This window comes from Collinsella aerofaciens (assembly GCF_001405375.1).
GTDB lineage: Bacteria > Actinomycetota > Coriobacteriia > Coriobacteriales > Coriobacteriaceae > Collinsella > Collinsella aerofaciens_F.
Genome location: NZ_CYYP01000014.1, coordinates 42,855 through 57,318, shown reverse-complemented (window position 1 = coordinate 57,318; position 14,464 = coordinate 42,855). Strand labels below are relative to the sequence as shown.

10 protein-coding genes are annotated in these 14,464 nt (G+C 62.0%); 3 read left to right on the top strand and 7 right to left on the bottom strand.

What is annotated here, in order from left to right:
• Window positions 1-3: 3 nt before the first annotated feature.
• The 6 genes from ARB25_RS07830 to ARB25_RS07805 all read right to left on the bottom strand — a co-directional run bounded on the left by ARB25_RS07830 (window position 4) and on the right by ARB25_RS07805 (window position 5,718).
• Window positions 4-681 (bottom strand): copper homeostasis protein CutC, encoded by a 678-nt coding sequence (locus tag ARB25_RS07830; RefSeq protein WP_055287180.1) that lies wholly within the window; start codon window positions 679-681, stop codon window positions 4-6.
• Between the two features lie 175 nt (window positions 682-856).
• Window positions 857-1,570, bottom strand: coding sequence for an ABC transporter ATP-binding protein (locus tag ARB25_RS07825; RefSeq protein ID WP_216595135.1), 714 nt, complete (start codon window positions 1,568-1,570; stop codon window positions 857-859).
• Window positions 1,571-2,431: an ABC transporter ATP-binding protein gene (locus tag ARB25_RS07820; RefSeq protein WP_055287178.1), complete on the bottom strand. Its 861-nt coding sequence runs from the start codon at window positions 2,429-2,431 to the stop codon at window positions 1,571-1,573.
• Window positions 2,421-3,500, bottom strand: coding sequence for a branched-chain amino acid ABC transporter permease (locus tag ARB25_RS07815; protein ID WP_055287176.1), 1,080 nt, complete (start codon window positions 3,498-3,500; stop codon window positions 2,421-2,423). Before ARB25_RS07815 ends, ARB25_RS07820 begins: the two co-directional genes overlap by 11 nt.
• Before the next feature lie 9 nt (window positions 3,501-3,509).
• Window positions 3,510-4,391: a branched-chain amino acid ABC transporter permease gene (locus ARB25_RS07810; RefSeq protein WP_035137220.1), complete on the bottom strand. Its 882-nt coding sequence runs from the start codon at window positions 4,389-4,391 to the stop codon at window positions 3,510-3,512.
• Between the two features lie 139 nt (window positions 4,392-4,530).
• Window positions 4,531-5,718, bottom strand: coding sequence for an ABC transporter substrate-binding protein (locus tag ARB25_RS07805; RefSeq protein ID WP_006234442.1), 1,188 nt, complete (start codon window positions 5,716-5,718; stop codon window positions 4,531-4,533).
• 583 nt (window positions 5,719-6,301) lie between these two features.
• Between ARB25_RS07805 and ARB25_RS07800 the strand changes: the two genes are divergently transcribed.
• Together ARB25_RS07800 and ARB25_RS07795 are read left to right on the top strand one after the other, a co-directional pair.
• A complete protein-coding gene (locus ARB25_RS07800; RefSeq protein WP_055287175.1) occupies window positions 6,302-7,645 on the top strand; it encodes a homoserine dehydrogenase in 1,344 nt (447 codons plus the stop codon).
• 222 nt (window positions 7,646-7,867) lie between these two features.
• The gene (locus ARB25_RS07795) at window positions 7,868-8,617 is read left to right on the top strand and encodes an SDR family NAD(P)-dependent oxidoreductase (RefSeq protein ID WP_055287173.1); all 750 of its coding nucleotides are present in this window, start codon (window positions 7,868-7,870) and stop codon (window positions 8,615-8,617) included.
• Between the two features lie 280 nt (window positions 8,618-8,897).
• Here ARB25_RS07795 and ARB25_RS07790 read toward each other — a convergent pair whose 3' ends face one another.
• A complete protein-coding gene (locus tag ARB25_RS07790) occupies window positions 8,898-10,460 on the bottom strand; it encodes a cation:proton antiporter domain-containing protein (protein ID WP_055287171.1) in 1,563 nt (520 codons plus the stop codon).
• A gap of 184 nt (window positions 10,461-10,644) precedes the next feature.
• Between ARB25_RS07790 and ARB25_RS07785 the strand changes: the two genes are divergently transcribed.
• Window positions 10,645-14,391 carry a phosphoribosylformylglycinamidine synthase gene (locus tag ARB25_RS07785; protein ID WP_055287169.1) on the top strand — a complete coding sequence of 1,249 codons (3,747 nt, stop codon included), beginning with the start codon at window positions 10,645-10,647 and terminating at the stop codon, window positions 14,389-14,391.
• Window positions 14,392-14,464 lie beyond the last annotated feature (73 nt).

Below are 14,464 nucleotides of genomic sequence, written 5' to 3'. Positions count from 1 at the left end.
GGGTTATACCTCCAGCGGCACGATCTTGGTGCCATGGAGCTCGGAGACGCCTAGCGCCGCCGCCACGGTATCGCGGTTGGCCGTGGAAATGCCGCCGCCGGGAAGGATGGTCAAGCTGTCGCCCGCATACTCGATTAAACGAGCCAGGTGATCAAAATTATCCTCGATCGACGTACCGGCAGCGCCGCCATGCGTGAGGATGCGCGTAACGCCGCAGTCGGCAAGTGTATCAATCGCATCGAGCTGAGCCTCGGGCGAGAGCTGGTCAAATGCCATGTGGAAGGTGATGTCGATGGGCTCACGCTTGCATTCCTCGGTCGCGCAGCCCGCGGCCATCACGAGGGCGCCCAACGTAAGCTCGTCGAGTGCCCATCCGCCAGCGCAGGGCTTGCAGCAGCCAAAGACCAAGCCGTCAACGCCGGCGCTCACGGCAAGGCCCAGGTCCATCTCCATCATACGCAACTCGTCCTGGTTGTAGTGAAAGTCGCCGCCACGCGGACGGATCATGCACATCACCCGTGCATCGTGCTCGTGTGCATAGTTGGTCGTAGCGCTGATAACGCCGGCCGAAGGCGTGGTGCCACCGACGGCAAGGTTGTCGCACAGCTCGATACGCCTTGCACCGGCATCGATAGCCGCCGGCACCCGCTCAAAGTTCTCGGCACAAAACTCGTACAGCATAGATAGACCCCAAAAGACAGCAGATGTTTTCCGACGGGCATTGTCACACATCCCCATGAAGTTGCGGTGGAATGGGGACTCTTTTGGCCTCTGAGACTCCCATTTAGTCCCTATTTCGCCGCAACTTAAAAAGGGGCGCTGACTGAGATGGTCAGCGCCCCTTTTGTTAGGTGGGTTAGCCTCCGAGGTAGGCTTTGCGGACGTTGTCGTCATGCAGGAGCTCTTGGCCGGTGCCGGTCATGGTGATCTTGCCGGTCTCGAGCACGTAACCGCGTGTGGCGATGGAAAGCGCCATCTGCGCGTTTTGCTCGACCAGAAGCACCGTGGTGCCGGCCTTGTGAAGGTCCTCGACAATCTGGAAGATCTGTTCAATCAGAATCGGCGCCAGACCCATGGAAGGTTCGTCGAGCATAAGCAGTTTGGGGTTACTCATAAGGGCGCGTCCCATAACGAGCATCTGCTGTTCGCCGCCTGAAAGAGTGCCGGCGACCTGGCGACGACGTTCCTTCAGGCGCGGGAACTGCTCGTAGACGCGCTCCAGGCCCGGAGCCACCGTGGACTTGGGCTGCGTATAGGCACCCATCTCCAGGTTCTCCTCAACCGTCATCTGCAAAAAGGCGCGACGACCCTCGGGAACCTGAGCCAAGCCCTTACCAACCAGCTTATCAGCGGGCATATGGGTAATGTCCTCGCCCATAAACTTGATGGAGCCGGTCTTGGAGCGCAGCAGGCCCGAGACGGTCTTGAGCGTTGTGGACTTGCCGGCACCGTTGGCACCAATCAGAGCCACGATCTCGCCCTCGTTAACGTTAAAGGAGATGTCCTTGATGGCGTGGATAGCGCCGTACCAGACGTTGATGTTGTAGACGGAAAGCATCGGCTCTGCCATTTAGTTCTCCCCCTTATCCTGCTTGCCCAGATATGCCTCGATAACGGCGTCGTTGTTCTGGATTTCCTCTGCCGTGCCCTTGGCAATGACCTTACCAAAGTTGAGCACGCAGATGCCCTCGCAGATGTTCATGACGAGCGACATATCATGCTCGATAAGCATGATGGCAATGCCAAAGGTGTCGCGGATCTTGACGATATTCTCCATGAGCTCCGCAGTCTCGGACGGGTTCATGCCGGCGGCAGGCTCGTCGAGCAGCAGCAGCTTGGGGTTGGTGGCAAGCGCGCGGACGATCTCCAGACGACGCTGGGCGCCGTAAGGTAGCGATCCGGCCTGTTCATTTGCCAGGTGCTCCATGTCAAAAATGGACAGTAGCTCCATGGCGCGCTCGTGGGCGGCCTTCTCGTGCTTCCAATACGTCGGCAGGCGCAGCACGCCCTCAAAGCCGGAGTAGCGCTCCTGGTTGTGCAGGCCGACCTTAACGTTGTCCTCCACCGTCATGGTGTTGAACAGGCGAATGTTCTGGAACGTACGGGCAATACCCATGCGGTTGACCTGGTAGACCGACTTGCCCGAGGTGTCCTCACCATCGAGCAGGATGGTGCCGTGCGTAGGCTGGTACACCTTGGTGAGCAGGTTGAAGACCGTGGTCTTGCCGGCACCGTTGGGGCCGATGAGACCGGCGATCTCAGTCTTGCCGATGGTCAGGCTAAAGTCATCGACTGCCTTAAGGCCGCCGAATTCAATGCCCAGGTGGATGCACTCGAGCGCCGGGCGCTCGCCCAGGTCACGGTCGGGAACGATGGCGCCAGAAGGATACGGGACCATCTTGCCCTTGTTGAACTCAAATTTACTGGGCATCGGCTGCCACCTCCTTCTTGGAAGCAAAGCGGTCCTTGACGCGACCGAAGAACGCCTTGAGCTGCGGGTTGTTGGTAAAGATCATGACCAGGATCAACACGATGGCGTAGATGAGCATGCGGTAGTCCGAGAACTGACGGAGCAGCTCGGGAAGCACCGTGAGCAACGCCGCCGCGATGACGGAACCGCGCATGTTGCCCAGGCCGCCCAGGACCACGAACACCAGAATGAGGATCGACGTGTTGAAGTCGAACTTGGTGGCGGAGAGCTGCGAGAAGTTACCGCCGAAGAGAGCTCCGGCAGCACCGGCGAGGGCAGCGGAAACCACGAAGGCGATCATGCGGTACTCCGTGACGGAGATGCCTACGGACTCGGCTGCAATCTTGTTATCGCGCACGGCAATGATGGCACGGCCGGTACGGCTGCGGACCAGGTTGAGCACGATCACGAGTGTGACCATGACCAGGATGGCACCGGCGAGGAAGGTCGAGTACGTCGACACGCCCGAGGCGCCCTGGGCGCCCTTGATGATGGCGGTGCCGTCCTCGAGCAGGTGCAGGTCGTCGATCGTAGAGTTGCCCGTGATGTTAAAAATCACGTGCAGGCCGCGGGAGTCGACGCCCACAATGAGGCAGGTGACGATCTCTTTGATGATCTCGCCAAAAGCCAGGGTCACGATGGCCAGATAGTCGCCGCTCAGGCGCAGGACCGGGATACCAATCAAGAAGCCCAAGATGGCAGCGGCGATAGCGCCGACCACAATGCTGATGATCAGACGCATCGGATCGGACGGAACGGCGCTCTCCAGCGCGACGGCGGTGACGATGCCCGTGTAGGCACCGACGCTCATAAAGCCCGCGTGGCCCAGCGACAAGTCGCCCGCGATGCCGACGACGAGGTTGAGGGAAATGGCCATGACGATATAGGCCGTGATGGGAACCAGCTGACCGGCGATCATGCGCGGAATCATGTGGTTAGACTGCATAAAGAACACGATGGCGAAGGCCACGATGCACATGGCGTACGTGACAAAGTCGTGACGCGTCTGCTTGTCTTTAAGAAACTTCATAACGCTCACCTACACCTTCTCGGGGACGTACTTGCCCAAGAGGCCGGCAGGCTTGACGAGCAGGACGATGATCAAAACACCAAAGACGATGGAGTTGGCAAGGCTCGTGGAAATGTAAGCCTGCGCCATCGCCTCGATGATGCCGATGAGAATGCCACCGACAAAGGCACCGGGGATGGAGCCGATGCCGCCGAAGACGGCGGCGTCGAAGGCCTTGATGCCAGGCATGGCACCCGTCGTGGGCTGCAGCACCGGCGAGTAGGAGCACAGGAGCACGCCGGCGATGGCGGCAAGCGCCGAGCCGATGGCAAACGTCATCGAGATGGTGCGGTTGACGTTGATGCCCATGAGCTGAGCGGCGGCCTTGTCCTCGGACACGGCGCGCATGGCCTTGCCCATCTTGGTTTTACCTGTAAAGAACATCAGGCCGGCCATGATAACCAGGCAGGCGACGATGGTGACGAGCGAGACGGCGCTTACGTTGAACTTGGCCAAGAACTCCGGCACCTGGAAGGTGACGAGCGAAGTGAAGTTCTTGGGCGTGGCGCCCCACAGAAGCTGCGCGGCGTTCTGCAGGAAGTAAGACACGCCGATAGCCGTGATCAGAACGGCCAGCGGGCCTGCTTGGCGCAGCGGCTTATAGGCCAGACCCTCGATGAGAACGCCGAGAACCGTGCAGACCACACAAGAAAGAATTACAGATACCCAGCCCGGGAGGCCGAGATACGACGTGGCGCAGAACGAGACATAGGCACCGACCATGATGACGTCGCCGTGAGCGAAGTTCAGCATCTTGGCGATACCGTAGACCATGGTGTAGCCCAACGCGATGATGGCGTAGACGCTGCCCATGGACAGGCCGTTGACCAGGTATTGGATAAAGACCGTCATGTTCCACATCCCCCTTTCGAATAGGTTTCCAGTTGATGTATGAAACAGGGACGTTACATCGTCCCTAGATACCAAGCAAGCAGGGAAGGCCAAAACCTCCCCTGCTTGGGATCAAAACCGCTCTATGTAAGGCGGCCAATTAGGCCTGTACGTACTTGCCGTCGGTGATGACGTACGCCGTGGGCTCCTTCTGAACCTGGCCCTTATCGTTCCAGGTGAGCTTGCCGGTCAGACCGTCAACGGTAATCTTGAGCATAGCCTTGGACAGCTTCTCGGCGACCTCGGTCGGGTCGGCGTCGACACCAAGACCGGCCTCCTTGACGGCCTCGGCCACCGCGTGCACGCCGTCGTAGGCGTCGGCGGCAAACTGGTCGGGGGTATCGCCGTACTTATCCTTGTAAGCGTTAACGAAGTCGGCGTTCTTCTCGTCGTCGGCGGAGAACGGGGTCATGAGCAGCAGACCCTCAGCAAGAGAGGTATCGAAGCCCTCAACGCCCAGGATACCGTCCATGCCGTCGCAGCCCATCATCTTGACATCGTAGCCCATGTCCTTGGCGTTCTTGAGCAGGACGGACGCCGGCGTATAGTAGATCGGCGCAAAAATCATGGTGGCGCCGGCCTGCTTGGCCTTGGTCAGCTGGTTGGTAAAGCTCGTGGCGGAGTCGTCCTTAAAGGTCTCCTCGTCAACAATCTCGAGCTTGGACTCAGCGGCCTGGGCCTTAAAGGAATCTGCGATGCCCGAAGAATAGGCGTCGCCGGAGTTATAGAACAGCACGAACTTCTCGTCCGCATACTTCTGCGCCAGGAACTTGGCAGCGTTGACACCCTGGTTGGGGTCGGTGAAGCAAACCTGGAAGACGCAATCCTTGCCGTCGGTGACGTCCTCGGAGGACGCGGACGGGGTGATCATGAACGTCTTGGGGTCGTTACCACACTCTGCGGCAACGGCAACCGACGCACCCGTGGTAGTCGGGCCGACGAGGGCCTGCATGCCCCAGTCGAGCAGGGTGTTGAAGGCGTTGACGGCCTTCTCGCCATCGGCCTGGTCATCCTCGGCCTTGCTGGCAAGCGGCAGCTCCTTGGTCGAAAAATCCTTGCAGCCAAGCTCGACACCCTGGGTAACGGACTTGCCGTAGGACGCGTTGGCGCCGGTCAGCGGGCCGATGGTGCCGATCTTAAACGAAGCGTCGCTCGAAGCGGAACCGCTGTCGCCGCCGTTGGAGGAGCAGCCAGCTAGAATGGACATCGCCCCCAGACCTGCTGCGCTCGCGATAACGCTCCTGCGATTCATAACAGGGTTCAATGACTTACCGGTGAGGCTCGACATGCGGCTCTCCTCTCAAATCTCGTCGGGTTTCGGTTACCCGACAGGCCATCCTTCGCCGTGTTCGGCGTTCGCAAAATACTAGACGCTTTAGTTAAGGAAAGTGGCGATTATTTCAACTTTTCTTTTGTTTTGTCCATTTATCCATATTTATGCGTATTTTTATAGGTTTATGCGGTTTAGCCACTTTATTGTGTGAAAGTAATGTTTCTGTTCTGTTACAGGCGTCCTTGCCCTGATTAAAATGGCCTCACCGCTCGCGTTTTGTGCGCACCTAGGCGGCGATGTACTTGCCGTCCTGGATCACATAAGCCGTAGCGGGCTTTTCGACCTGGCCCTCGTCATTCCACGCCGACGAGCGCCTGCATGCCCCAGTAGCACAGGGCAAACCTTATGGCGCAAACGTTGACAGTTTGTTACGGAAGTTCGTTTGTAGCGAGCATGTTTCCAATGTTTCCGCAGCGTTTCGGGGGTGCCGTTTTGTGCGACTCCTGTTGCCTGGCGAGCACGCGCCCTCGGTTCACGCTAGAATGCACTCAACCTTTAAGCGGTTAATCCATCCATAAGATGCACGAAGGAGCTATCTATGAGCGAACCCCTGCGCACCGTGAACGTCGGCCTCATCGGTCTGGGAACCGTCGGCGGCGGCGTGGCCCGTCTGATCAAGAGCCACCACGATGAGTACCTGGCAGCCTACGGCATCGACCTTAAGCTGACCCGCGCCTGCGCGCTTGCCTGGGAGCAGGCCGAAGCCGCCGGTATTGAGCGCGAGGCCTTTACGAGCGACTGGCACGACGTCGTCACCGACCCCGCCGTCGATATCGTCGTCGAGCTCATCGGCGGCGAGCACCCCGCGACCGAAATCTTCACCACCGCCTTCGAGAACGGCAAGCATGTCGTCTCTGCCAACAAGGCCCTGCTGGGCCGTCATGTCGAGACGCTCGCCGAGAAGGCGCGCGCGTGCGGCGTGCAGATTAAGTGCGAGGCCAGCTGCGGCGGTGGCATCCCCATTGTCAGCACGCTCGAGCACGACCTGGTGGGCAACAAGATCCTGACCATCGCCGGCATCCTCAACGGCACCACCAACTACATCCTGTCGCGCATGGACGCCGAGGGCGCCGACTATGCCGACGTGCTTGCCGACGCGCAGGCCAAGGGCTACGCCGAGGCCGACCCGTCCGCCGACGTCGACGGCTTCGACGCCGCCAGTAAGACGGCCATCCTCGCCTCCATCGGCTTTGGCACCCGCGTGACCACCGACGACGTATACCAGCAGGGTATTCGCACCATCGGCGCCGAGGATATCGCCCAGGCTCGCGAGCTCGGCTACACCATTAAGCTGCTCGGCATCGCCCGCAACACCGACGCCGGCGTCGACGTCCGCGTGCATCCCACGCTGATCCCCGCCGATCACATGCTCGCCAAGGTCAACGGCGCCATGAACGCTGTCTACGTGGTAGGCGACGCCGTGGGCGAGACCATGTTCTACGGTGCGGGCGCAGGCTCCTTCCCCACCGCGAGTGCCGTCGTGGGCGACATCCTGTCGCTCTCCGAGCAGATCAGCCGCGGCGTGGCTCCGCTGCCCGAGATTGAGCCCTATGGCCACAACCTCGCCTTTAAGCCCATGGACGAGCTCCAGACCAAGTACTATGTGCGCCTGAAGGTCGCCGACCGCGTGGGCGCCCTGTCCGAGACGGTCGACATCTTTGCCAAGCACAACATCTCGATCTCGCTCATCAACCAGGTCGAAGACGGCAAGTCGGGCGCCAGCGATACCTGCTCGGTCATCTTCCTGACGCACCGCGCGCTCGAGAAGGACGTCCAGGCTGCCGCCGCCGAGCTTACCAGCGTCGACTGCGTGGCCGAGGTCGCCAACGTCCTGCGCATCGAGGACGTTGAGGCTTGGACCGAAGGCATCATGGCCAACTAGTTCGGTTCTCGCCATACGACATATATTTGAGGGGCTCCCGTCCGGTCTTGGACGGGAGCCCCCTTTGCTTGCGCGCTCGGAGCGCATTGCCGCGGCCAGCGTTTGAACAACTTGACCGTTCGGTGTCAACCAGGGATACCGCTCACCGATAAGCAGGCATGTTTGTTTTTGTCCGCCGCTATCCTGTGCTGCGTACGTCCACCCCCGAAGAATGGAGGCACCATGTTGCTCGAGGGCAAGAAAGCAATCATCACCGGAGGCACGCGCGGCATCGGCTATGCCATCGCCTGCCGTTTTATCGAGGAGGGTGCCGCCGTCACCGTCTTTGGCTCGCGTCAAGAGACCGCCGATGCGGCCGTTGAGAAGCTGACAGCCGCCTATCCCGACGCCAAGGTCTGGGGCCGCTCCTGCGACCTCACCTCACTCGAAGCCGTGACTGAGGCCTTTACCCAGGCTGCAGCCGACATGGGCGGCTTGGACACGGTCGTCAACAATGCCGGTATCTCCCAGCGTTCACCCCTCTTGGACTACACGGCCGAGGAGTTCGCCAAAGTCATGGACCTCAACGTCGTCGCCGTCTTTAATGGCCACCAGGCAGCCGCCAAGATCATGACCGAGGCAGGTCATGGCGGCACCATCACCACCACGAGTTCGATGGTCGCCAAGTACGGTCAGCCCTCCGGCGTTGGCTATCCCACGTCCAAGTTTGCCGTCAACGGTATGGTCCAGTCGCTCTCGCGCGAGCTCGCCCCCATGGGCATCCGCGTCAACGCCGTCGCGCCTGGCGTAACCAAGACCGATATGGTCGCCAACCTGCCCGAAGAGGTTATTAAGCCCATCATCGCCACCATTCCGCTGGGTCGCATGGGCGAGCCCGAGGATGTCGCCAACGCCTTTGTTTTCCTGGCGAGCGACATGTCCTCCTACGTCACGGGCGCCGTGCTCCCCGTCGACGGAGCCGCCCGCTCCTAAAGGTCGCAAACCACGACTTCGAACCTCAACGAGGCCCAACGCAAAAGGCGCGCTGTCTGCATCAACCGCAGGCAGCGCGCCTTGTTCTGCTTGCAGGGGAAGCTGCGTCCCGGTATTTCAGCTCAGAACGGGGCGCAGTTTCCCTCAGGGCCTTCTTTCGGAAACTATGTCCCATTCTGGGCGCGCATTCTGGGACACGCTTTCCGCAACGGGCTTCTCGCGGAAAGCGCATCCCACTCTGGACGCCAATTCCGGGATGCATTTTCCGCGGCGGTGTCGGCTACTTGCCGTCGTCGTCCTCGGCTTCTTCTCTTGCATAGAGCTCCAGCATGCGGCGGCGGTATTCGCGCACGGCGAGCTTGGCGCGCTCCAGGCGGCGACGCTCGCGCGGGGTCAGCTCGGACGGGTCGACCTCATCACCATAGGTCTTATCGGCAAGAAGATGCGCCGCGTCCACGATGCGGGCATCGATGTGGCCGCTCGCCGCCTCGGCGGAAAGACGCTCGGCAATCGTATCGAGCGTAGGCAAGCCCTCGAATACGCGACCATGGCCATGCGAAGTCAGCAGCTCGTGCTCACGTGCGAGCAGGCTCGCCAAATCGTGATGGGCGCGCAGGATGTCGAGCGCATCGGATGGATGCTCGGCAACTTCTGCCACGGCGGCGACCGGCGCGGCGTCGACCACGAGGTAGAAGAGCTGCGCGAGCAACGGCATCAAGAACACCGTGATGGCACCGGCAGCAACCATGACCGACGCAATATCTTGCGACAGCGCGCCCGCGTTGACGGCAACGCTTGTCACGGCAACGATGATCGGCAGGGCCGTGGTGCAGTACAGGGCCACGGTAATGCGACCATACGCCGACACATCGCGCGTCGCAGGACAAATGCTCATAGAAATAAGAATGGGCACGGCACGAATAATCAACAACGCCACGATAAAGCCCACGAGCAGACCCGGGCGCGACGCCACGGCCGTCAGATCGATCTTTGCGCCCGATACGGTAAAGAATACCGGAATCAAAAAGCCGTAGGCCAGGCCATCGAGCTTGGTCTCGAGCGTATGGTTGCCCTCGGGGATGATATAGCGCAAGACAAAGCCGGCGGCAAAAGAACCCAACACGATGTCGAGATCAAAGACGGCCGAGAACGCCACGAGTGTGACCAGGATGAGCACCGTCAGGCGCACGAAGGTCTGCGACGTGGTATCGGCGCGTTCCTCGACAAACGCAAAGAAGCGGCTGCCGACACGCTTGGAGCGGCTTGGGACCACAGCCAGCAACACGCAAACCACCGCAAACAAGCCAAGGATTACGAGCGTTTGGATGCCAGTGCGGGCAGACAGCAGCACCGACATGGCGAGCACAGGGCCGAGCTCACCCCAGGTGCCATACGCGAGAATCGAGTCGCCCACACGCGTGCCAGTGAGCGAGCGCTCACGCATGATGGGCACGAGCGTGCCGAGCGCCGTCGAAGTGAGGGCAAGCGTCACGGCGATACCGTCGAAATGACTGACTGAGAACCACGGGGTAAAGCGCACGGCAAGCCAGGCGATACCAAACGTGACGACCCACGTCGCCAAGCCGTAGCGCCCCTCGACGCCCGTGATGCTCTTGGGGTCGATCTCAAAGCCGGCAAGCAGGAACAAGAAGGCCAGGCCCAGCTCGGACACAAGCGAGACCTCAGCATCTACATGGATGACGCCGAGCATATGGGGTCCCAGCACCGCGCCGAGCACGAGCAAAAAGACCGTCTCGGGAACGGGTTTTCCGGGAATCGCCGAGGCGATAAAAGGACTCGCAAAGGCCACGAGTGCGATGATGGCGAGCGAAACGAATGCCATGTGATGCCTTTCTCTTGTTTGCGCTTCACTGTAGCACCCTCGCCGTCCTCAACGCGCCGCGAGCTGTCGTATCATAGTGAGGTTTACAAACATGTGGCTCAAGGCGACCGCAGGGCAGACCCCGCAAACCGACCGCTGCCGCATACCGTACCGTACGCCCAACCGATCAGGAAGGCAGGAACCAATGGTCTCTCGTATCTACGTGGAGAAGAAACCCGGGTTCGACGTCGAGGCTCAGCAGCTCAAGGGCGAGCTGACCGAAATTCTCGGCATCAAGGGCATCGAGGCCCTGAGGATCATCAACCGCTACGACGTCGAGGGCATCGACGAGGAGCTTTTCCGCTCCTGCGTGCCGACCGTCTTTAGCGAGCCCCAGGTCGATGTGACCTACGACGAGCTCCCCGCAAGCGATGGCGCCGTCTTTGCCGTCGAATTCCTGCCTGGCCAGTTTGACCAGCGCGCCGACTCAGCCAGCGAGTGCGTGCAGCTCATCAGCCAGGGCGAGCGCCCCGCCGTGCGCTCCGCCAAGGTCTATATCATCTCGGGCGCTCTGGACGAAGCCGCCATCGAGGCCATCAAGCACTACGTGGTGAACCCCGTCGAGGCGCGCATCGCCTCGCTCGACCTGCCCGAGACGCTGTACATGGAGACCCCCGAGCCCCAGCCCGTCGAGGTGCTCGACGGCTTCCGCGAGCTCGACGAGGCCGGCCTTGCCGCCTTTATCGCCGATCGCGGCCTTGCCATGGACGAGGCGGACATCGCCTTCTGCCAGCAGTACTTCCGCGATGAGGACCGCGACCCCACCATCACCGAGATCCGCGTGATCGACACTTACTGGTCCGATCACTGCCGCCACACCACCTTCGGCACCGTCCTGGACGACGTGACGATCGACGACGCCGTGGTGCAGCAAGCCTTCGACCGCTACATGGAGATGCGCCACGAACTCGGCCGCGACGCCAAGCCCGTCTGCCTCATGGACATGGGCACCATCGGCGCCAAGTATCTTAAGAAGACCGGCATCATGACCGATGTCGATGAGTCCGAGGAGATCAACGCCTGCACCGTCAAGGTGAAGGTCGATGTCGACGGCGAGGACCAGGACTGGCTGTTCCTGTTTAAGAACGAGACCCACAACCACCCGACCGAGATCGAGCCCTTCGGCGGTGCCGCCACCTGCGTGGGCGGCGCTATCCGCGACCCGCTCTCGGGCCGCAGCTATGTGTACCAGGCCATGCGCGTCACCGGCGCCGGTGACCCCACCGTCCCGGTTTCCGAGACGCTCGAGGGCAAGCTGCCGCAGCGCAAGCTCGTGACCACCGCTGCCGCCGGCTACTCCAGCTACGGCAACCAGATCGGCCTTGCCACCGGTCAGGTTAATGAACTCTATCACCCCGGTTACGTGGCCAAGCGCATGGAAGTTGGCGCCGTCGTGGGCGCCACCCCGGCAAACCACGTTCGTCGCGAGTGCCCCGCCCCCACCGACAAGATCATCCTGCTGGGCGGCCGCACCGGCCGTGACGGCATCGGTGGCGCTACCGGCTCCTCAAAGACCCAGAACACCGAGTCCATCGAGACCTCGGGTGCCGAGGTCCAGAAGGGCAACGCCCCGGTCGAGCGCAAGCTGCAGCGTCTGTTCCGCCGCGGCGACGCCTGCCGTCTGATCAAGCGCTGCAACGACTTTGGCGCCGGCGGCGTCTCGGTCGCCGTGGGTGAGCTTGCCGACGGCCTGTATGTCGACCTTGACACCGTGACCAAGAAGTACGACGGCCTGGATGGCACCGAGCTCGCCATTTCCGAGTCCCAGGAGCGCATGGCTTGCGCCGTCGCCGACGGTGACGTCGAGGAGTTCATGGGCTACGCCGCCGAGGAGAACCTGGAGGCAACCGTTATCGCCGAGGTTACCGCCGAGCCGCGCATGCGCATGGCTTGGAACGGCGTCGCCATCGTCGACCTGTCCCGCGAGTTCCTCAACTCCAACGGCGCACCCAAGCACCAGGTCGCCCACGTGTGCGCCCGTAGCGTGTGGCAGCCCAGCTGGGCCGGCACCACGCTCGCCGAGCGCATGACCTCGCTTGTAACCGACCTCAACGTCGCTTCCAACAAGGGTCTTTCCGAGCGCTTCGACTCCACCATCGGCGCCGCGACCGTGCTCATGCCCTTTGGCGGCAAGACGCAGCTCACCCCCAGCTCGGCCATGGTCGCCAAGTTCCCCGTGGACGGCGAGACCACCACGGCGAGTGCCATGGCATGGGGCTTCAACCCCTATCTGATGAAGGCCGACCAGTTTGCGGGCGCCTACCTGTCCGTGGTCGAGTCCATTGCCAAGCTCGTTGCCGCCGGCTTTGAGCACAAGCGCGCCTATCTCTCCTTCCAGGAGTACTTCGAGCGTCTGCGCACCGAGGCCGAGCGCTGGGGCAAGCCCACGGCAGCCGTCTTGGGCGCCCTCATGGCCCAAGTCGACCTGGGTGCCGGCGCCATCGGTGGCAAGGATTCCATGAGCGGCTCGTTTGAGGACGAGACCGGCGAGCTCAACGTTCCGCCGACCCTGATCAGCTTCGCTGTCGCCGTGGGCAAGGCCGCCCGCGCCGTCTCGCCCGAGTTCAAGGGCCTCACGCACCGCGTCGTCCGCATCGCCCCCGCCACCTATGGCGAGGACTACCGCCCCGACGCTCAGCAGCTGCTCGCGGCGTTTGACGCCGTCGAGGCGCTCACTGCTACCGGCAACGCCCTGGCCATCTCCACGCCCGGCTACGGCTGCGGCGCCGAGAGCCTCTTTAAGATGTGCGTCGGTAACCAGATCGGTATCGAGCTTGCCGAGGATGTAGACGTAGAGAGCCTCTTCACCCCGCTCTACGGCAGCTTTATCGTCGAGCTCGCCGAGGACGCCGAGCTGCCCGAGGTCGCCGACGGCGTTGTCGTCGAGCCCCTGGGTACCACCGTCGAGGGCTATGTCATCGACACCGGCTCCGAGGTCATCGAGCTCGCCAAGCTCCAGGAGGCCTGGGAGAGCGGCATCGAGGGCGTCTTCGCCTACCGCAGCGCCGGCGAGACCCCCGAGGTCGAGACCATCGACTTCCGCGCCAAGGATATCCACGTGTACGGCGGCGCCAAGATCGCCCGCCCGCGCGTGATCATCCCCGTGTTCCCCGGTAACAACTGCGAGTACGACAGCGCCCGCGCCTTCCGTGCCGCCGGTGCCGAGGCCGACACCTTCGTGATCAACAACCTCACGCCCGAGGCCGTCGCCGAGAGCACCCACGAGCTCGCCCGCCGTATTCGCCAGAGCCAGATCGTCATGATCCCCGGCGGCTTCTCGGGCGGCGACGAGCCCGATGGCTCCGCCAAGTTCATCACGGCGTTCTTCCGCGCTCCCGAGGTCACCGAGGCAGTCCGCGACCTGCTCAAGGCCCGCGATGGCCTGATGCTGGGCATCTGCAACGGCTTCCAGGCCCTGATCAAGCTCGGCCTGGTGCCCTACGGCGACATCGTCGATGCCACGCCCGATGCGCCCACGTTGACGTTCAACACCATCGGTCGCCATCAGAGCCGCCTGGTGCGCACCCGCATCTCGTCCAACCTGTCCCCGTGGCTGTCGCAGTGCAGCCTGGACGACCCCTACACCGTCGCCATCAGCCACGGCGAGGGCCGCTTTGTCGCCAATGACGAAGTGCTCGCCCAGCTGATCGCCAACGGCCAGGTCGCCACGCAGTACGTGGGCGAGAACGGCAAGCCCAGCATGGATCTCTCCGTCAACCCCAACGGCTCCGCACTCGCCATCGAGGGCATCACGAGCCCCGACGGCCGCGTCCTGGGCAAGATGGGCCATGCCGAGCGTCGCGGCGACAACCTGTACCGTAACGTGCCCGAGCATGTCCCCGGCGATAAGTTCATGCCGATCTTTGAGAGCGGCGTGGCCTACTTCGCTTAAACCTTTCCCATCAGGTACAATCCCTTCGGGTAACAACACCCGCCACCGACACATCCGGTGGCGGGTTCTTTTT